The sequence below is a fragment of the Shewanella colwelliana ATCC 39565 genome (genome assembly GCF_000518705.1).
Lineage (GTDB): Bacteria > Pseudomonadota > Gammaproteobacteria > Enterobacterales > Shewanellaceae > Shewanella > Shewanella colwelliana.
Genome location: NZ_JAEC01000012.1, coordinates 85,611 through 108,186 on the forward strand (window position 1 = coordinate 85,611; position 22,576 = coordinate 108,186).

Genomic DNA, 22,576 nt, shown 5'->3' on the forward strand with positions numbered 1-22,576 from the left:
TTTGCTAATGTAGTTTTGAGCTAGCGTTGATATGATTAATATAAATGAGTGTTTTAACATATTGGTAACATACATTAAGTCACTCATGTTAGGCAAGAGGGTAATGTTCAATTAGCGACCGCTATAGCTGCATTAACCCCCAGTGGTGTTAAATACTTGCGGGTTGAGAAAAGGGGCCATCGCCAATATTAAGGCTTGAGTGTAGATACTACCTCGGGTTGCTTTGCCATCGGTGAGTAAGCCAATGGCACCACCTTTTTGTTTAATATTGACCGTATTAAACAGCCTGTCCATCACATGACCAAGTTCTTCTCCTTGTTCTAGCGCTTGGTAGACCGCTTGAGGGAGAGGCAGTTGGGCACTGCGTCCGATAGACACTTTACCTTGATAAATGATCGCCATGTAGGCGTAAGTTGCTGGGCCATGTTCAAAGTTATCTACACCACCTTCCATAGCAATATATAGATCAGCGGCGAATGATGCATCGACATTGGCATGCTGCTCACAGTAGCGAGCACGGTTGATGGCCCCCGCTTTGGTTTCCGCGTCTGTCATCGGTTGTTCGGCAACCCCGGAAGGTGCATGCATGCCTTGACATATGATCTCAGCATTAGGGAGCAGTAGACTGATCGCTTGTTTAGCTGCATCGATCTTGACGGGGTTATGGGAGCCGACGGTGATACGTAGCGTCGTGGCATGATATAGAGCAGACATGTAAGGGACCTTCATAATATTATGGTGACTATTCTGCCATCATTGTACTTGGGATGCATGGTGTGGGCCATTATAGATAGTGGGCTATCAGTACGGCGATAGCTAAGTTAGTGTGACTAAGATCTTAGTATGGTGGCAACTTGTTGGGAGATCTCTCGTTATGGCGTTTATCTGCGGGTTGTCTCACATTACTTCGGTGGTTAAAAAAACACAATCCCTTGACTGGCTTGGGCTGTAGGTGAAGCAACTGTTAATATTAGGTTCAACTAAGTTACTGTTCTATTGGTATTATGGAAATTTACAACAGCTTTAATCGGAGCTAGCTCACAACATTAGCTCATTCTGAAATTTCATTACAAAACCCCGTTCTAGATCAATTTTTCGTATCGCATCTTCTATATTCTGAGCGCAAATTTAGTCGGCCTTCTATTGCTATTTTTGCCATTAGAAGTCGTATAAACATTGAGATGCGAGCGCATCGAAAGGGTCTAGTTATGCAAAGTGAAGCTACAGTTTCTGAAGTAATGGTGCCAGCCAAACAGGGGTGGACACGTACCGATACCACTTGGATGTTAAGCTTATTTGGTACTGCTGTTGGGGCAGGCATCTTATTCCTGCCCATTAACGCAGGTATGGGCGGGTTTTGGCCGTTAGTGATGATGGCTTTGATTATTGGACCTATGACCTATTTAGCCCACCGCGGTTTATCTCGCTTCGTTTGTTCGTCTCAGCGAGAAGGCAGTGACATCACACACGTTGTAGAAGAGTATTTTGGGGTGGGAGCGGGTAAAGCCATCACGCTACTTTACTTCTTTGCTATCTACCCCATTGTGTTGATTTATGGCGTGGGTATTACCAATACCGTTGATAGTTTTATTGTTAATCAGCTAGGTATGGCGTCACCTCCACGATTTCTGCTTTCTGGTGTGTTGATTTTAGGCATGATGTCAGTGATGGTCGCTGGTGAGAAATTCATGTTGAAAGTGACTCAACTGCTAGTGTATCCATTGGTTGCTATTTTGGCATTTATGTCTTTTTATTTAATCCCAAGCTGGAAAACAGATGCGTTAATGCAAGTGCCTGCAACTGCTGACTTCTTAGGTACAGTTTGGTTGACTATTCCGGTGCTGGTATTCGCCTTTAACCACTCACCTGCCATCTCTCAGTTCTCGGTGTCGCTTAAAAAGCAACACGGACAAAATGCCGCTAAGAAAGCGGATGTGATTTTACGTAATACCACCATGATGTTAGTTGGCTTCGTGATGTTGTTTGTTTTCTCATGTGTGCTGTCGTTAAGCCCGACTCAGCTAGCTGAAGCTAAAGCGCAGAACTTACCTATTCTTTCTTACTTGGCAAATGTTCATGCCAGTGGGTTTGTTAGTTACTTTGGCCCTATTATTGCGGTGATTGCGATTGTTTCTTCTTTCTTTGGTCACTACATGGGTGCGACTGAAGGGATGAGAGGAATCATTACTAAGCAATTACGTAGCGCTAACAGAGAGGTCGCTGACAGTAAAATAGACAAGTTTATTCTTGGTTTCATGTTCCTCACTATCTGGGGCGTGGCGATTATCAACCCAAGTATTCTCGGAATGATTGAAGCATTAGGTGGCCCAATCATCGCGGCGATTCTCTATCTAATGCCGATGTACGCAGTTTACAAGGTGCCTGCATTGAAGGCATATCGTGGCCGCATTAGTAACATTTTCGTCATCATTGCGGGTTTATTGGCGATGACTGCAATTGTGTTTGGCATGTTGTCTTAATCTCTCGTTTGATGTTTGTTCTGGGTCGCTTATTTATTGGTTAAGTAAGCGGCCCTTCCTGCTTTATTTGGGGTGAATTATGGTTAGCGCATTTGATATTTTTAAGATAGGTGTTGGTCCCTCCAGCTCACACACTGTCGGGCCGATGAAGGCCGCAAAAGGTTTTGTTGATGATTTGCGTCAACGTGGAGAACTTACCGATATCACGTCAGTTACGGTTGATATCTATGGTTCATTGTCACTCACAGGCAAGGGGCATCATACCGACACAGCGATCATTATGGGCTTGGCGGGAAACAGCCCTGAGATGGTGGATATCGATCTCACTCCTGAGTTCATTCGTCAGGTTGAGCTGACTTCGGCACTGCCTTTAGGTCAAGAAGGACATAGAGTTGACTTCCCTATTGAAGCGGTGACCTTCCATCGTCATGCATTACCATTGCACGAAAATGGCATGACGTTAACGGCATGGAAGGGCACTAGCAGTGCTTATAGCAAGACTTACTACTCAACGGGCGGTGGCTTTATTGTTGATGAGCAGCAGTTTGGCTTAGTCGCGGCCAACGAAGTGGTGGTGCCATATCCTTTCGCTTTCGCCGATGACCTACTGAAGCTATGTGATGAGACGGGGATGAGTATCAGTGCCATCATGATGGCCAACGAGAAGGTGTTCAATACAGAGCAAACCATAATTGAAGGGTTTGCTGCTGTGTGGGAAACCATGAAAGAGGGGATTGAACGAGGTTGTCAGACCGAAGGGGTGCTCGCAGGCCCTTTACGTGTGCCGCGTCGAGCCCCGGCATTGTTTCGTCAGTTGGTCACCAATGAACGCCTCTCTTCCGATCCTATGGTTATTGTTGACTGGATCAACATGTTTGCCCTTGCTGTGAGCGAAGAGAATGCTGCGGGGGGGAGAGTGGTTACTTCGCCAACTAATGGCGCGGCTGGGATTATCCCTGCCGTACTAGCCTACTACGATAAGTTTATTCAGCCTGTTGGTCCAAAAGAGTACACTCGATTTTATCTTGCTGCGGCCGCTATTGGTGGTTTGTATAAGCGCAATGCATCAATCTCTGGGGCCGAAGTTGGCTGTCAGGGAGAGGTTGGGGTTGCTTGTTCAATGGCTGCAGCGGGCTTGGCCGAACTAATGGGAGCTAGCCCGTCACAAGTGTGCGTGGCGGCTGAAATTGGCATGGAACATAACCTTGGCTTAACCTGTGATCCTGTCGCGGGCCAAGTGCAAGTGCCTTGTATTGAACGTAATGCTATTGCTGCGGTAAAAGCGATTAACTCGACGCGAATGGCAATGCGCCGTAACAGCGAGCCGAGAGTGAGCTTGGACAAAGTGATTGCGACTATGTATGAGACGGGCAAAGATATGCACGTTAAATACCGTGAGACAAGCCAAGGTGGGTTAGCGATTAAGGTTACCAGTATCTGCGCCTAAGCTAATTTGTGCATCACTGGGGCAACAGGCCTGAGTGATGTATCGCCGACAAACAACCAATGTGGGTTAGCCTTGGTTGTTTGTCGTGTTATCGTCGCTGATTTAGGGGCGATAAAATGGCAGGTTATTTCTCTTCATACATTAAGTAGTAGCTTTTATCCATGCCAAGGGTTTGGTAAGTTTGTTGGGCCTTGACGTTCTCCTGTTCCACGTAGAGTCTAAAACTGGCGGCACCGCCATTTTGTGCTGCAATATCCTTTACTGCTTGATAGAGCTTGCCATAAATTCCTTGACGACGGCTTTGTGGACTAATGTAGACACTCTGGATCCAGTAGTAATCTTTGGCACGCCAGTCACTCCATTCATAGGTGACCATTAGCGAACCTAAGATCTCGCCTTCATGTTCTGCAACAAGATAAAACCCTTTTTCAGGTTGTTTTAATAAGGTACTAACCCCATGCGTCAAGGTTTGCTCATCAAGGCTTAAGCCTTCGGTTTCTTGTGCCATCGCCTGATTAAACTGCACTAACGCCCTCAGATCTGTTTGTTGGCCTTTTCTTATTTGCATTTTCGCCTCCTGTTTTGGGTTGGCCACTTTATCACGGGGTGGTGGCTTATTGAGAGAAATTTTGCAATTTGGCATTCGACTAAAGTCTAACTCTGCTAGACTTTTTATTAATGAGATTAGATGACATTCAAAGGTGAGATGATGAAGTCTAAAGATGATAATGAAGGGAATAATCACACAGTAAACTCGTCCATAGAGCCTGCTCAAACTCAGGCTAGGTTTCGCGCTATCCAAGCGGTTGCAGCTGACAACTGTGAGATACACCACCGTTGGCATTTTGTCCTGACACTATTAAGTTTTGGAGTTTGGGGCATTGTCTGGTGGCGGTTAATCTTAAAGTCTCAAGGTAAAGAAAAAGCCTTCTTTCATGGTTTTGATGATGCATACTGGAGCCACCTTATTGAACGTGAGCAACCGCCAGCCGCCCTTCACAAGCTACAGATAGATGATGAAAGACACTCGGTGAATTTTGATGCATGAGTTGTGACTCATCATGATGTTGATCACGCCATTGTGCTTGTCTAAATGATAACATTCTGCTCCTTAATTCCGCTCGGATAAACGTTGTTCTTATCGACGCTATTGCATATTCGAGCGCCTGCTTTCTCTCTGTTCAAGGTTAATAACATGTCGCAAACATCTCCATCTTCGCTGGGCCGAGTGTGGTCTGCTTGGATGTCCGTGCCGTTATGGCTACAAATCTTAATCGGTATGCTTTTAGGAATATTGGCGGGGCTAGGGTTAGGCGAACAAGCTGTGTTGCTTAAACCCATAGGGACCTTGTTTGTTAACACCATTAAGATGTTAATTGTTCCCTTGGTTTTTTGTTCTTTGATTGTTGGCGTAACCTCAATGCAAGACACTGCCAAAATGGGGCGCATCGGCTTTAAGTCTTTTGCCTTCTACTTAGGCACCACTTCCATCGCTATCTCAGTTGGCTTAGCGGTTGGTAGCATTATGAAACCAGGTGCAGGACTTGGCATGCACTCAGAGGGTGCTGCAGTAGCGAAAGAGGTGCCATCTGTGATGGAGACCTTGATCAATATTGTACCGACTAACCCGATTGCAGCGCTTGCTAGTGGTCAAATTCTGCAAGTTATCGTGTTTGCGGTGGCGTTGGGTATCGCTTTGGTGCTTATTGGTGAGCATGGTCGACCTGCCATTAAGGTATTTGAAAGCCTTGCTGAGGCGATGTATAAACTTACCGACATGGTGATGAAATTTGCACCTTATGGGGTGTTCGGTTTGATGGCATGGGTGGCCGGTGAATATGGTGTCGATATGCTAATGCCGCTAATCAAGGTGATTATTGCCGTCTATTTGGGGTGCGCATTACATATTATTGGATTCTACAGTTTAGTGCTAAGCGTGGTCGCTAAACTTAATCCTATTCAGTTTTTCAAAGGAATTCGCAGTGCGTTAGCGGTGGCTTATACAACCTCAAGCTCTGCTGGAACCTTACCTGTAAGTATGAAGTGCGCTAATGAGTCTCTTGGGGTCAATAAGAAGATCTCCAGCTTCGTATTGCCACTTGGAACAACCATTAATATGGATGGTACAGCCCTTTATCAAGGCGTCACCGCACTGTTTGTTGCGCAAGCTTTTGGTATCGATCTCACTTGGGTGGATTACATCACAATTATCCTTACGGCAACGTTGGCATCAATTGGTACTGCAGGTGTTCCTGGTGCGGGGCTGGTGATGCTTACTTTAGTGCTGACAACGGTTGGCCTGCCGCTTGAAGGAGTTGCACTTATTGCTGGTATTGACCGCATATTGGATATGGCGCGCACCGTGGTCAATGTATCGGGCGATCTGGTCGCGACCACTGTGATTGCAAAATCAGAAGATGAGCTAGATATCGAGCACTACAATGCGGATGCACAGCAAAGCCAGCTTATGGCTGACCAGGTTAGCTTGTCACAACAAGTAGAAAAGTAGATTATATTTCCGTTAAAAAAAACCGCCATTTGGCGGTTTTTTTGGTTATTTCTTACTCAGCACTAGCTGTATCTTGCCGTTATCATCTTTTAGGATTAACTTACCTTTTGATTCTTGTGCTAGCGTGATCTGCTCCATCGCTTGCATTACTCGTTGTTCTTGATGCATTAATGCATCCACACAGGCTTTCATTGTGTGTCCGGCTGGAGAGAGTGTGAGACGGCTGCCCTCTAGCTGATATTGGCCGAAAAATTCATTACAGCTATTGTTACCGCTGAGTTCACCATCGGCTGAAAAAATAAGTTGGGCGGGGCTGTAATCGATCACTGGCTGCCCTTGAGCAGATTCAATATGCCAGCTACCTTGTACCTCGATACCAGTAATTTCGGTAGAGGGAGTTGATTGGCAAGCGGTTAACCCGAGCAGTGCAGCGACGATAATGAGAGACTTGGTAGACATGGTTATATCCGTAAACATTTATAGGCCATATTTTGACGACATTATGGTGAATTAAAAAGTCTTATTAGTACTTTTTACATGATATTTTGTTCATTTATAGCTTGTATCACTACAAAATCTATTTTTATGCCCATTATAGCAGTGCTGCGTGTTGGCGGAGAACGTTAGAAATGATGAAAGGATTAAAAGTTGCTCATTGGTTAGGGGTATTAATGTTAGCCACTGGGATAATGCTGTATAGCTTTACCACTTTGACTCAAGAGGTCAGCGGCATATTGCTGATCTCGTGTTTAATAGGGTTGGGCTTAGTGCTAATGTCACCCTTTCCCATGGTGTTATTTATCCAATGGGCTAGGGCGCAAGAAAATTCAAATTCTTCTCAATAGCTAACTGATACTCTTGCGGTGGTTGACCTTGTAGCTGATGAGGTTCTGTCGCGCGGCTTCAAGCATAGGCTCGATGGCTAAATGGGTATTGGGTTTAAAATAGCTTGACCCAATGGCGATATGGGCATGAATCTCTTCTTTAGCTATCTGCTTTCTTAGGCGACAGACCAGTGCGTCAAGGTTGGCTTGGTTGTCTACAAACGCCAGAATGGCAAACAGGCCATTTTCAATTCTGGCTGAGACATCAGCATCACGCATGTGGTGGTGAATCACTCTTGCTATTTGCCTCATCCCCTGGGTCTGTTGGGTTTTATCTCTATATTCGGTAATGTCCTCGAGTAAAATAATCCCCGCGTGAGAGCCAAATCGCCGGCTTAGGCTAAGTTGTCTTGGGGCCATTAAATTAAATCCGTAGGGGTTCAACATACAGGTCAATTCATCTTGTACCGACATCATCTGTACTTGTTGCATAAGAAACAGATGCTTAAGCTCGGCCTGGATCAAGGCTTTACTGTTTTCCAGTAATGGCAGTAGTCGCTCAAAATGTTTTGTTTGTTTGCTATTACAGATGACGAGGCAACCAAACAGCTGTCCGTCAGCCCAGTAGATAGGTACGGCATCTAATCGCTCGAACTGGCTGAGGTTATTGTAGGAATTTAAGGGGCTAGGTAACTCAATTAAGCCATAGCCACGATGCGAGCTAAGTGCAGTGGCTAGGACGTTGTCGCTAAACTGAGTGCCAGCATACAGATCTAGCGCGGTAGATTGGCGGCTGCAGACGACTTGAAACTCATTATCAATGGATTGCAAAACAACGCAGGCATCGGCTTGGTAAAATTCTTGTAGTAGATCAACTTGTTGTTGCCAGCGAGGCATAGTAATAGCAGGGTGGTCTCTATCCCTTAACCAAAGAGTTTGTTCTGGGCATTGTAGTAGCATTTTGATTGCTCTCTTATTTTTATTCGGTTGAGCAGACAGATATCACCGCGGTTAATCGCTGGGCTGGCGACAAAGTAGCCTATCTGCGTTAGCACATCATACCTAAAAACCAGGTGTTGTGAGAATGTAAAATGACTGTTTTGCGAGAGCGATCATTTTTTACATCTGCCAACAATTTTAACCCACTCAGCTGCGATTGAGAGGTGGATTAAAATGCTGTCGTATTTCAATACAATAGGGCTAGTTTCTTACTATTGCAGCTGGTGTTTGTGCATTGGTTTTAATGCTGTCATCTACTGGGCTTTGTTGTGATTTTAACTGTCCTTTTGCCTTTTCTAGCATGGGGGCGAGCTTTGCCGAAGATTCTGGGCTGAAAAACGCGTGGCCAGAATCTAGGCTAAGGCGATCATTTTGTTGCTTCAGTAGTTTTTCCACTCGAACACCAATATGGGCGAGATCGCGTTCAGAGTCGACAAAGACTAGCACGACAAATTGGGTCTTATTGTAGTGGGCGGCAATATCTGCGGTCCTTATTGTGTCCTGGATAATAGTGCCGAGCAGGCGTATATGTTTATCTTCTATAACAGGTAAAAGTACAGGATCTGGGTAGAGTTCAAAAAACAGAATGCCTGCATGCGCACCAAATCGACGCCCTAAGTTGAGTTGACGCGGTGCCATCATGATAAAGCCATAATGGTTGAGCATGCCTGTTTCGCGATCGCGCATAGAGAGAGATTCGATACGCTGACTTTGACACAGTAGTGCTAAATCTTGTTGCAGTAATATCTGGAAAGGTTCCAGCATGAATGAGTTAACATTAGCCGTGTCGTCACTCGCTGGGTTGAGTACGCATAAACAACCAAAAATAGTCCCGTCAGGCCATAATATTGGGCGCGATAAAATATTGCTGGTGTCAGTTAAGTCGTCAGGAAGTTGCCAATTAGACTGCGCTGTTAAATCGATATTTATGCCATCGGGTTGGCTATTTGACAGGCGGGTAAATAGTTCTATTTTTTCTGAGTAGAGTGTGCCTGACAGGTATTTTCGCGTATCGTTGATTGAGCTCACAATGACTTCAAACCCTAAATCGGTTTGTTGAACCACAAACGCGACCTCTGCTTGATAATATCTCTTCATTAATTCACATTGATGCATCCAGCGCACTAAGTTTATCTGTGCATTGTCGTTTTCCAGTATACTAATCCCAGTATGAATGTTTTCTGGCAGCATGAGAGGTATTTACCGTCAATGTTGAAAGTATGTTAATTGTGGTAGTCGATAGGCTTTTTAGCAAATATCAAGGCTGCTTTTTCACTAGTTTTCTCTGTTTTAGGCAAAATAGGCCCACTAAGGTTAAATATTGCGAGGTTTGATGCAAATAAGGCAAGCGACATTGGCAGATGCGCAAGTGATAGCGCAACTTGAACAGTCGCAACTAGAGGCGGAGCTTGAGCCAAGCCAACGTGGCGGAGTCATGACGGGGCAGTCATTTTCCTTAGGGGATATTCAAACCCTCATCAAGGCGCATTGGATTGTCTTAGCGGAGCAAGATGGCGCTATTATTGGCTATGTAGTGGCGGGGAAATGGTCTTTTTTTGAGTCTTGGCCGATTTATCGACGCTTGCTAGGGCGAATGAGAGATCTAGAGTTTAATGGAAGAACCTTAAATAGACAGAATTGTTGCCAGTATGGCCCTATTTGGATAAGTCCAGAGTCTCGCGGCCAAGGGGTATTTGAAGCTTTAGTCTCTATGCTTAAATCATTTCTGGGTGAAAAGTATCCGATGATGTTGACGTTTATTGCTGAAGATAATGAACGCTCTTTTCACGCGCACACCAACAAAGCCGCTATGCAAGTGGTCGACTTTTTTAGCTTCGACGATCGAGATTACTACTTGCTCGTATCGGCGACGCAATAGGGATGAGGAGTGACGCCATGACGCTTTCAATCGGTGAATTATTATCTCCTTATGCTGAGATTCGCCTGAGCTCGTTTGACAATATGAAGCTGATCAAAGCCTTGTTGGCTGAACAAGGGGAAGTCTGTGAATGCGTTGAGCTTACCCGAGAGGGACAAAAAGGAACACGCCAGTTCTATGCGGTGCAATGGCATCACGTTTGGCTCGATTGTGGTTGGAGTAATGATTACAGTGCAGCGATATCGCTTATGACCGAACCTGCCATGCATCAGCTTCAAGAGTCGCAGACGGTTAACGTACCTCTGATGACGCTGCAACAGGTCAGCTTTATGTGTATGGAATATAGCCATTTTGACCACTGTTAGAGTCATTGATAGCGTCCAACAAGCGGGGGGTGGGCTTTGGTGAGATTATTTGCTGGCTTAAGTGTGCTTTTTAGTCTCTTTCTTGGCTGGATCATTTTTAGCGCTGACACCGGTCAATCCAACCTCTTTTTTGAATTAATCCGATACGTTCCATATGGCGATAAGTGGGGGCACTTGCTGCTGTTTGGCACGCTTACATTGCTGGTTACCCTTGGCACAAATTTTAAGCGTGTTCGTCTAGGTGGTTTTAGTCCCTATTTAGGTGCCATTGCAGTTGCTGTTATCGTCCTCATAGAGGAGTGCAGTCAAGCTTACTTTCCTCAGCGTACCTTCGATTTGTTTGATCTACTTGCCGACGCTATTGGTATTTTAATGTTCAGCTGGTTGAGTTACCTAATTGAAATAAAACGGCAAAAAATTCACACTGAGTAACCTCTACGACAGGGTGTGATCGCTATGCCCGCTTAATACGTAATAACTTTAAATTACGTAAAGTCGGGTGCGCTCATGTCAAAAACCTATTCTATGTTGGGGTATGCAGGACTTTTACCTTTTATTATTTCTACCGGCTTAATTTTGATGGGGCAAACGCTCTTCTCCATCGATCCCTTGATGTTGTTCATCACCTACAGCGCCATTATTCTATCGTTTCTTGCTGGTACCTTGTGGGGCAGAGAAAGTAGCAAAGTTCATTATCTCAATGATGACAAATTATTGATTATCAGCAACGTAGTGAGCGTGTTGGCTTGGGTGACTATTGTCATTAACCACCTTTATGTTTCATTGATCATCTTAATGCTCGGTTATGTGGTGGTCTACCGACTAGACAAACAGCAGTGGCGTGACAAAACCTTATCTGATGATTACATCCAGTTAAGAACTTATCTTACTGGCGTGGCGTTGGTTTGCCACGTCATTGTAATAGGGATTGGAAACTGATGAAACTTCGTATTTTCTATGACAGCCAATGTCCACTTTGCGCGGCCGAGATGGCTAAGCTAAAACGATATGATACTAAAGAGTTTATAGAGCTCGCCGATATCGCTAGTGTCGACTTTACTACGCGATATCCCCATATCGATATCAAATACGCCAATCAGATATTACATGGCGAAACCGAACATGGTGAATTGCTAACCGGGCTCGATGTCACCTATTTAGCCTGGGCATTAGTGGGGAAAAAACACTTTGTTGTGCCCTTAACGTGGCCGGTGGTTAAACCCGTTGCAGATTTTCTCTACTTAAAATTCGCTAAGCATAGGTACAAAATTTCCTATTTATTAACCGGGAAGAAACGCTGCGATACAGGTCAGTGTGGTTTGTCATGAAAGAGGTTTCTGAGCCAGAAGTATGCAGCGGCGTTTCAGTTGTCATAGGAGCCAGTAGCGTGATTGCCAAAGCGTTGATCGAGCATCTATTAATGCAAGGTCCAGTGATAGCAATTAGCCGTCAATCCTTAACCTATACAGCTAAGAGGCTTAAATCGATTCAGAGTGGATACAGTGAAGGGGAAATTGCTGCTTTAGTGAGCGAGCTAGCCAGGCAGAAACACGTTATTAGTAATGTGTTTATTTTTAACGGCATCTTACATCAAGACACAGTCAAACCTGAAAAACGGCTTGAAGATCTTAGCGAAGAGGCAATGAACACCCTGTTTAAGATTAATACCATCACGCCGATGATGTGGCTTAAACACCTAATGCCGTTAGTAAAAGGTGATAGAAAATGTGTCATTGCGGTAATGAGTGCCCGTATCGGCAGCATTAGTGATAATCGCCTTGGTGGCTGGTACAGCTACCGAGCATCTAAGGCCGCGCTCAATATGCTGTTGCAAACATCGGCCGTTGAATATGCTCGCCGTGCTAAGAATGTAGCGATATTGGCATTTCATCCCGGCACAACTGACACGCCGTTGTCTAAGCCGTTCCAGCAAAACGTTCCCAAAGAAAAACTCTTTTCTCCCGACTTTGTTGCTGAGCGGCTATTAGCCGTGACACAAACCGTGACTCCCTCAGCACAAGCCTATTTTATCGATTGGAATGGTGAAGCAATTTTATGGTAAATCAAACAATACATATCGACCAAAATCAACTCTCATCGCTAGAACATCGATATCGTGCTCATTTGGTGAATAGTTTATCTGGCTTTAAAAGCGCTAACCTGATTGGTAGCGTCAGTGAGTTAGGCCAAACCAATTTAGCCATTGTTAGTTCAGTGATTCATTTGGGGGCCGATCCCGCTTTGGTTGGCTTTATTAGCCGGCCTCACTCGGTAGCGAGAGATACCTTAAGTAATATTATTGCCACCAGCTGCTACACCATCAATCAGGTTAATAGTGATATTTGGCAGCAAGCCCATCAAACATCCGCTCGCTATGAGACCGACCAGTGTGAGTTTGACGCAGTTGGGTTAACACCGGCGTACCATGAAGGTGTGCTAGCTCCCTTTGTGGCGCAAAGTCGCCTAAAATATGCGGTTAAACTAGAGAGTGTTGAGACGATAGCGCTTAATCAAACCCTATTAGTTATCGGCAGCATTACCGATATACTGCTTGATGATATGGCACTTAAAAGTGATGGTAGTGTCGATATTGAAAGGCTCAATAGCGTCTGTGTCTCAGGGCTGGATAGTTATCATCGTACTGAACGATTAGGCAGGCTTAGTTATGTAAAGCCAGATAAGCCGTTAACCCTGATTGATGACTATTAGCTTAATTAAGGTGAAGATATGGATACAAAAAAACCGCCATTTAGGCGGTTTTTTTTGCTGATAACCTTGATTAAAGCTTGGCGTCAGCGCGAAGAGCGTCGGCTTTATCAGTACGCTCCCATGGGAACTCATTACGGCCAAAGTGACCATAAGCAGCCGTTGATTTATAGATTGGACGAGCCAGATCTAGCATTTCAGTCAGTCCATAAGGACGCAGGTCGAAATGTTGACGTACTAGTTTAATCAATACATCTTCAGAGACCTTACCAGTACCGAAGGTTTCAACGCTAATAGAGGTCGGCTCGGCGACGCCAATAGCATAAGAAACTTGTATCTCACAACGATCCGCCAGACCCGCTGCAACAATGTTCTTAGCCACATAACGCGCAGCATAAGCAGCACTACGGTCAACTTTTGATGGGTCTTTACCAGAGAAAGCCCCACCACCGTGACGCGCCATACCACCATAGGTATCAACAATGATCTTACGACCGGTTAGACCACAATCGCCTACTGGGCCACCGATAACAAAACGGCCTGTTGGGTTAATAAAGTACTTAGTATCTTTAGTTAACCACTTCGCCGGTAGCACAGGCTTAATGATGGTTTCCATCACGCCTTCGATTAAGTCAGGCTGACTAACATCTTCACGGTGTTGAGTTGAAAGCACAACGGCATCGATACCGGCAATGCTTCCGTCACTGTTGTAAGCAAAAGTCACCTGACTTTTTGCATCGGGACGCAACCATGGAAGCGTATTGTCTTTGCGTACTTCAGATTGACGTTTAACTAGCTTGTGCGAATAAGTGATCGGCGCAGGCATTAATACGTCAGTTTCGTTGTTGGCGTAACCAAACATTAGACCTTGGTCACCAGCGCCTTGTTCTTTAGGGTCGGCACGGTCAACACCTTGATTGATATCTGGTGACTGTTTACCAATGGCGTTTAGTACAGCACAAGAATCAGCATCAAAGCCCATATCTGAGTGAGTGTAACCAATGTCACGCACGGTTTTACGGGTGATCTCTTCGATATCAACCCATGCAGAAGTGGTCACTTCACCACCAACCATTACCATGCCGGTTTTTACGTATGTTTCACACGCAACACGAGCTTTAGGATCTTGCTCTAAGATCGCGTCGAGTACCGCATCAGAAATTTGATCGGCGATTTTATCTGGATGACCTTCTGAGACCGACTCAGAGGTGAACAAGTGCTTTGCCATAATGGAAAATCTCGTGTTTAAACAATTTGAATGTGTAGAAGTATCTACATCTAGACGGCTATTTTAGTGGAAAACCGAATGGATAACACCCTTTTCGGCAAAAATTGTGCTGTAAAGCCCAGTAAATTTTCTAATGGGTCACATTATATAAATGAGAATTTAATTTTAATCATTTGTTTATTAAGGGGGTTTTTGTGGGTGGTTGACTATAATGCACAGCGAAAAAACCTAGCGTTAAGGTTGGTTATTGTCACAGCCAGATTAATTTGACTGCAATATAAACAGCGTAATGTTTGAATTGGGCCAGTAAAACCACCTAGGGTCTACAAGGCAAATATGCTTATTTAGCAGTAATATCGGTTTAATCTGCATCAAATGGTGATTTTTATTTGCGTCCCACCGCCTAGTAAGGGAAAATATGCGACCACAATTGCCCGCAAAATCCCCAACTATCAGCAGGAGAGAGCATGTCATCTCGTAAAGAACTCGCAAACGCCATTCGCGCTTTAACTATGGATGCCGTTCAAAAAGCCAATTCTGGTCACCCAGGTGCCCCAATGGGAATGGCTGATATCGCTGAAGTGCTTTGGAATGACTTCCTTAAGCATAACCCAAACAACCCAGAGTGGGCTGATCGCGATCGTTTTATTCTGTCTAACGGTCATGGTTCAATGCTGATTTACTCTTTGCTGCACCTTACTGGTTATGCATTGCCGATTGAAGAGCTACAAAACTTCCGTCAACTGCATTCAAAAACCCCTGGCCACCCAGAGTATGGTTACACCCCAGGTGTTGAAACAACTACTGGCCCACTAGGCGCTGGGATCAGTAATGCTGTAGGTATGGCGATTGCTGAAAAGACATTGGCAGCTCAGTTTAACCGCCCAGGTCACGACATTGTCGATCACTTTACTTACTGTTTCCTTGGTGACGGTTGTTTGATGGAAGGCATCTCTCACGAAGCCTGTTCACTAGCGGGAACCTTAGGTCTTGGTAAGTTGGTCGCGTTCTGGGATGACAACGGTATATCTATCGATGGTCACGTAGAAGGCTGGTTCACTGACGATACACCAAAGCGTTTTGAGTCTTACGGCTGGCACGTGATTGCTGATGTTGATGGCCACGATAGCGATGCTATCCGCGCGGCAATCGAAGAAGCTAAATCGGTTACTGATAAGCCAAGCATGATCTGCTGCAAAACCACCATTGGTTTTGGCTCGCCAAATAAGTCGGGCAGCCATGATTGTCACGGCGCACCACTGGGTGATGCTGAAATCGCGGCGGCACGTGAATTCCTTGGTTGGGATCATGGCGCATTTGAAATCCCTGACAATGTTTATGCAGGTTGGGATGCAAAAGATACTGGTGCAACCAATGAAGCAAACTGGAATGGTAAATTGGCAGCCTATGCTGAAGCTTACCCAGAGTTAGCCGCAGAATATAAGCGCCGCGTTATTGATGGTGAACTACCTGCAGACTTTGAAGCAAAAGCACAGGCGTTTATCAAAGAGTGCCAAGAGAAAGGCGAAGGTATTGCTAGCCGTAAAGCGTCACAAAATGCCATTGGTGCCTTTGGCGCTATGTTGCCAGAATTACTTGGCGGCTCTGCTGATCTTGCGGGTTCTAACCTGACTTTATGGTCTGGTTCTAAAGGTATTCAAGATGATGCTGCTGGTAACTACATCTACTACGGTGTGCGTGAATTCGGTATGAGCGGTATCATGAATGGTGTCTCCTTACACGGTGGTTTTATCAACTACGGCGCGACCTTCATGATGTTTATGGAATATGCGCGTAACGCAGTGCGTATGTCTGCCTTGATGGGGATTCAAAATATCTTCGTTTATACCCATGACTCTATCGGTCAAGGTGAAGATGGCCCAACTCACCAACCTGTTGAGCAGCTCGCGAACCTACGCATGACACCTAACATGATGGTGTGGCGTCCATGTGATGCGGCTGAAACCGCGGTTTCTTGGAAGAATGCGATTGAACGTCGTGATGCACCAACGTCACTGATCTTTAGTCGTCAAAATCTACCTGCTCAAGCGCGTACCGAAGAGCAGTTAGCGAATGTCGTTAAAGGTGGTTATGTACTAAGTGATTGTGCTGGTACTCCAGATGTGATCTTGATTGCGACGGGTAGTGAAGTGCAACTTGCGCTTGATTCTGCTGCAGCATTGACTGAGCAAGGTAAGCTAGTACGTGTGGTTTCTATGCCATCGACGAATGCTTTTGATGCGCAAGACGCGGCATATAAAGAGTCAGTGCTGCCACGTGCAGTGACTAAACGTGTGGCTATCGAAGCTGCGCATGTTGATTTCTGGCATAAATATGTTGGTTTCGACGGTGCTGTTGTAGGCATGACTACCTTTGGTGAGTCTGCACCAGGTGGCGAACTGATGAAGCATTTCGGTTTCACCGTTGAGAATGTCATTGCAACAGTAAACGGCCTAGCTTAAGGCTAGTCCTAGAACCCGAAAGTCATGTGCTTTCGGGCTATGATGATACGGCTTATCTGATAAGGAATGCAGGTAAGCCGTTGTCATATTAAACATCTTTCCTTAGGGAATGCTTCGAGGAGTTCAAGCACTTAATGATCAGAGTCGCTATTAATGGATATGGCCGAATTGGTCGTTCAATTCTTCGTGCCCTGTATGAATCGGGCAAGCGCGATCGAATCCAGATTGTCGCCATTAATGAACTCGCCACCCCCGAAGCTATGCTTCATTTAACCCAGTACGATAGCACTCATGGTCGTTTTCAATCTCCTGCCTCACTCGACGGCAATATCATGACCATTGGTGACGATCATATTCAACTGCTCCATGAAGCCGATGCGACCAAGTTGCCTTGGCAAGAGATGGGCATTGATGTGGTTTATGAGGCGACAGGAGCATTAATCGACAGACAAGCTTGTGAGGCGCACCTGAAAGCAGGGGCCAAACAAGTGCTAATCAGTCATCCCTCATCAAGTGATGTTGATGCCACCATAGTCTATGGCGTAAATCATGATGAATTAGCCGCAGACCATACCATCGTCTCAAATGCATCCTGTACCACTAACTGTCTCGTGCCGATTATTCAGGTGCTTGATAGAGCATTCCAAGTTAAAAGTGGCGCAATCACCACTATTCACTCAGCAATGAACGATCAGCAAGTTATCGATGCTTACCATGATGATCTAAGGCGTACCCGAGCCGCAGGTCAGTCTATTATCCCGGTAGATACCAAATTAGCCCGCGGTATTGAACGCATCTTGCCGGAGATGAAGGACAAATTTGAAGCGATTTCTGTGCGCGTGCCGACAATTAACGTGACCGCAATTGACTTATCGGTGACCTTAGATAAACGTGTCGATATCGATACAGTGAACCAAGTACTCTCTCAAGCAGCTAATGGCTCATACCAAGGGGTTGTAGGCTATACTAATGCACCGTTAGTCTCTTGTGATTTTAACCATGACCCGCGCTCTAGTATTGTCGATGGTACGCAGACGCGAGTCAGTGCCGGTCATTTAGTTAAGCTACTATTGTGGTGTGATAATGAGTGGGGTTTTGCTAATCGTATGCTCGACACTAGTTTAGAGATGATCAAAGCGGTACGAGCAGAACAAACATATTAAGCTGATGGTGATGCCATCAGCCGCTTTCACTTAGGTGTTATGTCCCTAAGTGAATACCACCAGATTTTTATAACTTTTGTCTTTTAACTTTAAATCTTAAGGAAACGTAAAATGGCTATTATCAATATGTCAGCGTTAGATCTCCAAGGTAAGCGTGTGCTTATTCGTGAAGACCTGAATGTCCCCGTCAGTGATGGTGTGGTAACCAGTGATGCACGTCTGCGCGCCGCATTGCCAACCATCAAGCTTGCCCTTGAAAAAGGTGCCGCAGTGATGGTGATGTCTCACCTAGGACGTCCAACAGAAGGTGAGTTTAACGCTGAGTTTTCATTGCAACCTGTGGTCGATTACCTTGCCAAAACGCTCGATTGTCCTGTGCGCCTAGCCAGTGATTACCTTGACGGTGTTGATGCAAATGTCGGTGAAGTGGTTGTGTTTGAAAACGTTCGCTTCAATGTTGGCGAAAAGAAAAACGATGAAGCACTGTCTAAAAAGCTCGCTGCACTGTGTGATGTCTACGTGATGGATGCATTCGGTACTGCTCACCGCGCTCAAGCGTCTACCCATGGCGTTGGTTTATATGCCCCAATTGCTTGTGCTGGTCCACTGCTTAGTGGCGAATTAGAAGCATTAGGCAAGGCGATGGACAACCCTGCGCGCCCATTGGTTGCGATAGTGGGTGGTTCAAAGGTGTCAACTAAGTTGACGGTACTTGAAAGCCTCTCTGGCATCGTTGACCAGCTCGTTGTGGGTGGCGGTATTGCTAACACCTTTATCGCGGCAGCCGGCCATGAAGTGGGTAAATCACTATATGAAGCCGATCTGATTGAAGAAGCTAAGCGTCTTGTTGCCAATGCGCAGAGTCGTGGTGGTGATATCCCTGTGCCAACTGATGTGGTTGTTGCTGGTGAGTTTAGTCCAACTGCGGCGGCGACATTGAAAGATGTCAGCGCGGTATCAAGCGAAGATATGATCTTTGATATCGGCCCAGACAGCGCCGAAGCGCTAGCTGATATCCTTAAAAATGCCGGTACCATTGTATGGAATGGTCCAGTTGGTGTATTTGAGTTTGACCAATTTGGCGAAGGTACTAAGCGTATTGCTCAAGCGATTGCTGACTCATCGGCATTCTCTATTGCGGGCGGCGGCGACACACTGGCGGCCGTTGATAAATACGGAATTGCTGACAAGGTTTCTTATATTTCAACCGGTGGTGGTGCGTTCCTTGAGTTCCTTGAAGGCAAAGAACTACCTGCTGTCGCCATGCTAGAAAGCCGTGGCGAATAAGGGTTGCTGAAGTAAGTAATACGAATAATTAATATTATAAAAAAACCGCTGTCGATAACTACTAACAGGATGTTAGTGGTTATCTTCAGTATAAAAATCTGTCCAAACGATAGTGACCTCGGTGACTTTAGTTAGTCAAAGAAATTAACTTATCACCCTATTATTGGAGTAAAAAATGGCCTTAATTTCCCTACGTCAAATGCTAGATCATGCTGCAGAACATGATTATGGCGTTCCAGCTTTTAACGTGAACAACTTAGAGCAGATGCGCGCGATTATGCAAGCTGCTGAAGCAACAGATAGCCCTGTTATTGTTCAGGCATCAGCGGGTGCACGTAAATATGCGCGTCCTCAGTTCCTTAAGTATCTGATGGCGGCTGCACTTGAGCAATACCCTGATATCCCAGTGTGTATTCACCAAGATCACGGCACAGACCCTGATATTTGTCAGCGCTCTATTCAGCTAGGTATGTCATCGGTGATGATGGATGGCTCTTTGATGGCTGATGGTAAAACACCAGCATCATATGAGTACAATGTAGATGTGACCCGTAAAACGGTTGCATTTGCTCATGCTTGTGGCGTATCAGTTGAAGGCGAAATTGGTTGTTTAGGTAGCCTAGAAACAGGCATGGCGGGTGAAGAGGATGGTGTTGGCGCTGAAGGTATCTTGAGCCATGACCAGCTACTGACTACGCCAGAAGAAGCGGCGCGCTTTGTACGTGATACCCATGTTGATGCTTTAGCCATTGCAATTGGTACCAGCCATGGCGCGTATAAGTTTAGCCGTAAGCCTACTGGTGATGTACTGCGTATCGACCGTATTAAAGAGATCCACGCTCGCATTCCTAATACTCACTTAGTCATGCACGGATCGTCTTCAGTACCGCAAGAATGGCTTGAAATCATTAACCAATATGGTGGCGCTATTCCTGAAACATACGGTGTACCGCTTGAAGAGATCGTTGAAGGCATTAAGCACGGCGTACGTAAAGTAAATATCGATACTGACTTACGTCTAGCATCGACAGGCGCAGTACGTAAGTTCTTGGCTGAAAACCCAAGCGAGTTTGACCCACGTAAATTCCTTAAAGCGTCGATGGAAGCGATGGCCGATATCTGTACCACGCGCTACGAAGCATTTGGTTGTGCGGGTATGGGGTCTAAGATCAAGCCTAAGTCACTGCAAGCTATGTATAAGGCTTATCAGTCTGGTGAGCTGGATCCTCAGGTTAATTAAACCTATTTATCCTTGATATAAAAAAGCCCACGCAAGTGGGCTTTTTTTTGCAAATAATTTGCCGATTTAACTTTTGGCTACAAAAAATGTCAGTATCATCGCTAACCAATAATCTAAATACGAACGCTCACTAAGTGAAACATAAACGCTAGCTAGCCTAATATATTGAGAATACAAGCCGAGTTTTCAATTTTGTACGGCAGATGTTAATATTGCGCCAATTTTTAAGGGACTTTGATACTACAGGTAATACAAAATGAAAAAATTGCTGACGGCTACGGCTATATTATTAGCAACGCCATTTGCTGCACTCGCTGGTGCAGATTTTGTTGAGGGTGATAAAACCTTCGCTGCAGATGCTGAACTGGGTGCGACTATCACCACGGGTAACACTGAGACGACCTCGCTAAAAGGCCGTTTGGACATGAAGCATGAGTTAGGCAATTGGGAAAACCAGTATCTACTTGAAGCCTTATATAAAGAAGATAGCGGTGAAGAAACAGGTAAGCGTTATTATGGCCTAATTCAAGGTAACTATAAGTTAAACGATGTTAGCTATTTGTTTGCTAACGCAAATCATGAGATTGATCCTTTTACAGGCTTTGATTCTAAATCAACGGTTTCAGCGGGTTATGGTCACAAATTTGTTGATACCGGTAAGACATTATTTGCGGTTGAAGTCGGTCCTGGTTACCAGTACAAACGTCTTGATGATGCCAGTGCACTTGCTGCAGGTGACGACACTGAAGAGAGCTGGGTTGCTCACGGTGTGATGAATTTTGAAACTGAAATCACCGATAGCTCTAAGTTTAAGCAGCTGTTTGTTGCCGATTACGGTGATAGCCTTGAAGGCCGTTCTGAAACATCTATCACGGCAAATATCATCGGCGCATTAGCAATGAAGTTTGCCGTTGTGGTGCGTTACAACAGCGAGCCTGCCGATGATAAGAAGAGCACCGATACCGAAACGAACATGACCTTGCTTTACTCATTCTAAGCTAGCAAGTTTGTGGTTAAAAAAAGCGCCTAAGAGGCGCTTTTTTTATGGCTGTTAGTCAGTGAATTAGGTTAACTGTAACATGTTACAAATGTATCTATATCGCTTACAATTATTCTTATATATTAGTTGGTTATGTGCTTTTTATCACGAAAGTGAAAAATCCTATTTGTGACTCCTGTAGGATCACAGACCTTTATGTTACGAGTCGATACAATGATTTCCTGACACATAGATGGGATAGGGTATGCAAATAGGTAGTTGCTGGTTTGATATGGCTTCTGGTCAATTATCCAATCAAGAAAATGATACAAGCTGGAAAATGCCTGCATCTGAGCACGCTATTTTGTCTTTATTGGCTAACCATCGTGGCCAAGTCCTCTCTAACGCTCAGTTGATCGCTGTATTGCCTGTGGCTGAGTCAAGTTTAGCTCGTCTCGAAGAAGCGATAGATAGATTGCGATTTTTTATGGGGAACAATAGCGCAAGTTTAATAGAGTCTATCGATGATCAAGGTTTTTTACTGCATGTTAAGTTAACGCGAAGCCATCGTTTCCTTAGCGGTACGCCTGGTAGAAGCATCACTAAACAGCAGTATCTGATTCTTATTGCGCAGCTGGTACTATTGTTATTACTACTCTATTCAGTATTTGAGCCGTCGACTAAGTTTTCACTGCATAAAGAGCAGTTTATTCAACATTCAAATGGTGAAGTGGCTTATTATCCTGTCTACCATTCACATGACCAGCAAGTCGTCATGGCACCACAATTTGAACATTTAGTGAATCAACTTCATCAATGTGATCGCCTTGATTGGGACAAACTGTTTTGCTCTTGGTCAGACGACAATAAAGTGATGAGCATTGGCCTTAAAAAAGACGGTAGCCAAGGCTTGATGCTCAAAAACGTAAAAGCTATCGCCCAAGGGCGTGGTTTCGAGTTTGTCAATAAACAGTGGTTAGTTGATATGGAAATCTGTAGTTAGTATGT

Annotated in this window: 24 protein-coding genes; 18 read left to right on the forward strand and 6 right to left on the reverse strand. The window is 45.0% G+C overall.

Going from position 1 to position 22,576, the window contains the following annotated elements:
- Positions 1-132: 132 nt before the first annotated feature.
- Complete coding sequence (gene yjjX, locus L876_RS0107010; RefSeq protein WP_028763148.1) at positions 133-714, reverse strand: inosine/xanthosine triphosphatase; 582 nt, start codon at positions 712-714, stop codon at positions 133-135.
- A gap of 494 nt (positions 715-1,208) precedes the next feature.
- Between yjjX and L876_RS0107015 the strand changes: the two genes are divergently transcribed.
- Together L876_RS0107015 and L876_RS0107020 are read left to right on the forward strand one after the other, a co-directional pair.
- On the forward strand, positions 1,209-2,480 hold the full coding sequence (locus L876_RS0107015; protein ID WP_028763149.1) for an aromatic amino acid transport family protein: 1,272 nt from the start codon (positions 1,209-1,211) through the stop codon (positions 2,478-2,480).
- 79 nt (positions 2,481-2,559) lie between these two features.
- Positions 2,560-3,927 carry an L-serine ammonia-lyase gene (locus tag L876_RS0107020; protein WP_028763150.1) on the forward strand — a complete coding sequence of 456 codons (1,368 nt, stop codon included), beginning with the start codon at positions 2,560-2,562 and terminating at the stop codon, positions 3,925-3,927.
- Between the two features lie 124 nt (positions 3,928-4,051).
- Here L876_RS0107020 and L876_RS0107025 read toward each other — a convergent pair whose 3' ends face one another.
- The gene (locus L876_RS0107025) at positions 4,052-4,495 is read right to left on the reverse strand and encodes a GNAT family N-acetyltransferase (RefSeq protein WP_028763151.1); all 444 of its coding nucleotides are present in this window, start codon (positions 4,493-4,495) and stop codon (positions 4,052-4,054) included.
- Positions 4,496-4,615: 120 nt separating this feature from the next.
- Here L876_RS0107025 and L876_RS0107030 point away from each other — a divergent pair, with 120 nt between their 5' ends.
- Positions 4,616-4,975: a hypothetical protein gene (locus L876_RS0107030; RefSeq protein ID WP_245687005.1), complete on the forward strand. Its 360-nt coding sequence runs from the start codon at positions 4,616-4,618 to the stop codon at positions 4,973-4,975.
- A gap of 147 nt (positions 4,976-5,122) precedes the next feature.
- Entirely contained in the window at positions 5,123-6,436 is a 1,314-nt protein-coding gene (locus L876_RS0107040) for a dicarboxylate/amino acid:cation symporter (protein ID WP_028763153.1), read from the forward strand.
- A gap of 45 nt (positions 6,437-6,481) precedes the next feature.
- Here the strand turns inward: L876_RS0107040 and L876_RS0107045 are convergent, their stop codons facing one another.
- Positions 6,482-6,895: an META domain-containing protein gene (locus tag L876_RS0107045; protein WP_028763154.1), complete on the reverse strand. Its 414-nt coding sequence runs from the start codon at positions 6,893-6,895 to the stop codon at positions 6,482-6,484.
- Positions 6,896-7,065: 170 nt separating this feature from the next.
- Between L876_RS0107045 and L876_RS23000 the strand changes: the two genes are divergently transcribed.
- The gene (locus L876_RS23000) at positions 7,066-7,281 is read left to right on the forward strand and encodes a hypothetical protein (protein WP_028763155.1); all 216 of its coding nucleotides are present in this window, start codon (positions 7,066-7,068) and stop codon (positions 7,279-7,281) included.
- On the opposite strand, the gene L876_RS0107055 is transcribed toward L876_RS23000, so the two are convergent.
- A complete protein-coding gene (locus L876_RS0107055) occupies positions 7,282-8,220 on the reverse strand; it encodes a GGDEF domain-containing protein (RefSeq protein ID WP_028763156.1) in 939 nt (312 codons plus the stop codon).
- Positions 8,221-8,460: 240 nt separating this feature from the next.
- The gene (locus tag L876_RS0107060) at positions 8,461-9,450 is read right to left on the reverse strand and encodes a nucleotidyl cyclase domain-containing protein (protein WP_028763157.1); all 990 of its coding nucleotides are present in this window, start codon (positions 9,448-9,450) and stop codon (positions 8,461-8,463) included.
- 142 nt (positions 9,451-9,592) lie between these two features.
- Between L876_RS0107060 and L876_RS0107065 the strand changes: the two genes are divergently transcribed.
- The 7 genes from L876_RS0107065 to L876_RS0107095 all read left to right on the forward strand — a co-directional run bounded on the left by L876_RS0107065 (position 9,593) and on the right by L876_RS0107095 (position 13,212).
- Positions 9,593-10,138: a GNAT family N-acetyltransferase gene (locus L876_RS0107065; protein WP_028763158.1), complete on the forward strand. Its 546-nt coding sequence runs from the start codon at positions 9,593-9,595 to the stop codon at positions 10,136-10,138.
- Between the two features lie 17 nt (positions 10,139-10,155).
- A complete protein-coding gene (locus L876_RS0107070) occupies positions 10,156-10,503 on the forward strand; it encodes a hypothetical protein (protein WP_028763159.1) in 348 nt (115 codons plus the stop codon).
- 39 nt (positions 10,504-10,542) lie between these two features.
- Entirely contained in the window at positions 10,543-10,935 is a 393-nt protein-coding gene (locus tag L876_RS0107075) for a VanZ family protein (protein WP_248674509.1), read from the forward strand.
- Positions 10,936-11,010: 75 nt separating this feature from the next.
- Positions 11,011-11,442 (forward strand): DUF3429 domain-containing protein, encoded by a 432-nt coding sequence (locus L876_RS0107080; protein ID WP_028763161.1) that lies wholly within the window; start codon positions 11,011-11,013, stop codon positions 11,440-11,442.
- Positions 11,442-11,831, forward strand: a complete 390-nt coding sequence (locus L876_RS0107085) for a thiol-disulfide oxidoreductase DCC family protein (protein ID WP_037428158.1) — start codon at positions 11,442-11,444, stop codon at positions 11,829-11,831. The genes L876_RS0107080 and L876_RS0107085 overlap by 1 nt, the downstream gene beginning before the upstream one ends.
- Positions 11,828-12,565, forward strand: a complete 738-nt coding sequence (locus L876_RS0107090) for an SDR family NAD(P)-dependent oxidoreductase (protein WP_028763163.1) — start codon at positions 11,828-11,830, stop codon at positions 12,563-12,565. Before L876_RS0107085 ends, L876_RS0107090 begins: the two co-directional genes overlap by 4 nt.
- Positions 12,566-12,573: 8 nt before the next feature.
- Entirely contained in the window at positions 12,574-13,212 is a 639-nt protein-coding gene (locus tag L876_RS0107095) for a flavin reductase family protein (RefSeq protein WP_028763164.1), read from the forward strand.
- A 70-nt stretch (positions 13,213-13,282) separates the two neighbouring features.
- Here L876_RS0107095 and metK read toward each other — a convergent pair whose 3' ends face one another.
- Positions 13,283-14,437 (reverse strand): methionine adenosyltransferase, encoded by a 1,155-nt coding sequence (gene metK / locus L876_RS0107100; RefSeq protein WP_028763165.1) that lies wholly within the window; start codon positions 14,435-14,437, stop codon positions 13,283-13,285.
- Between the two features lie 467 nt (positions 14,438-14,904).
- Between metK and tkt the strand changes: the two genes are divergently transcribed.
- The 6 genes from tkt (at position 14,905) to L876_RS0107130 (ending at position 22,571) form a co-directional block, all read left to right on the forward strand.
- Entirely contained in the window at positions 14,905-16,899 is a 1,995-nt protein-coding gene (gene tkt / locus L876_RS0107105) for a transketolase (RefSeq protein ID WP_028763166.1), read from the forward strand.
- A 134-nt stretch (positions 16,900-17,033) separates the two neighbouring features.
- The gene (gene epd, locus L876_RS0107110; protein ID WP_028763167.1) at positions 17,034-18,062 is read left to right on the forward strand and encodes an erythrose-4-phosphate dehydrogenase; all 1,029 of its coding nucleotides are present in this window, start codon (positions 17,034-17,036) and stop codon (positions 18,060-18,062) included.
- A 111-nt stretch (positions 18,063-18,173) separates the two neighbouring features.
- Entirely contained in the window at positions 18,174-19,349 is a 1,176-nt protein-coding gene (locus L876_RS0107115) for a phosphoglycerate kinase (RefSeq protein WP_028763168.1), read from the forward strand.
- 175 nt (positions 19,350-19,524) lie between these two features.
- Positions 19,525-20,589 carry a class II fructose-bisphosphate aldolase gene (fba, locus tag L876_RS0107120; RefSeq protein WP_028763169.1) on the forward strand — a complete coding sequence of 355 codons (1,065 nt, stop codon included), beginning with the start codon at positions 19,525-19,527 and terminating at the stop codon, positions 20,587-20,589.
- A gap of 256 nt (positions 20,590-20,845) precedes the next feature.
- A complete protein-coding gene (locus L876_RS0107125) occupies positions 20,846-21,586 on the forward strand; it encodes a DUF481 domain-containing protein (RefSeq protein ID WP_028763170.1) in 741 nt (246 codons plus the stop codon).
- A gap of 247 nt (positions 21,587-21,833) precedes the next feature.
- Positions 21,834-22,571, forward strand: coding sequence for a winged helix-turn-helix domain-containing protein (locus tag L876_RS0107130; RefSeq protein ID WP_028763171.1), 738 nt, complete (start codon positions 21,834-21,836; stop codon positions 22,569-22,571).
- The last annotated feature ends 5 nt before the right edge of the window (positions 22,572-22,576 follow it).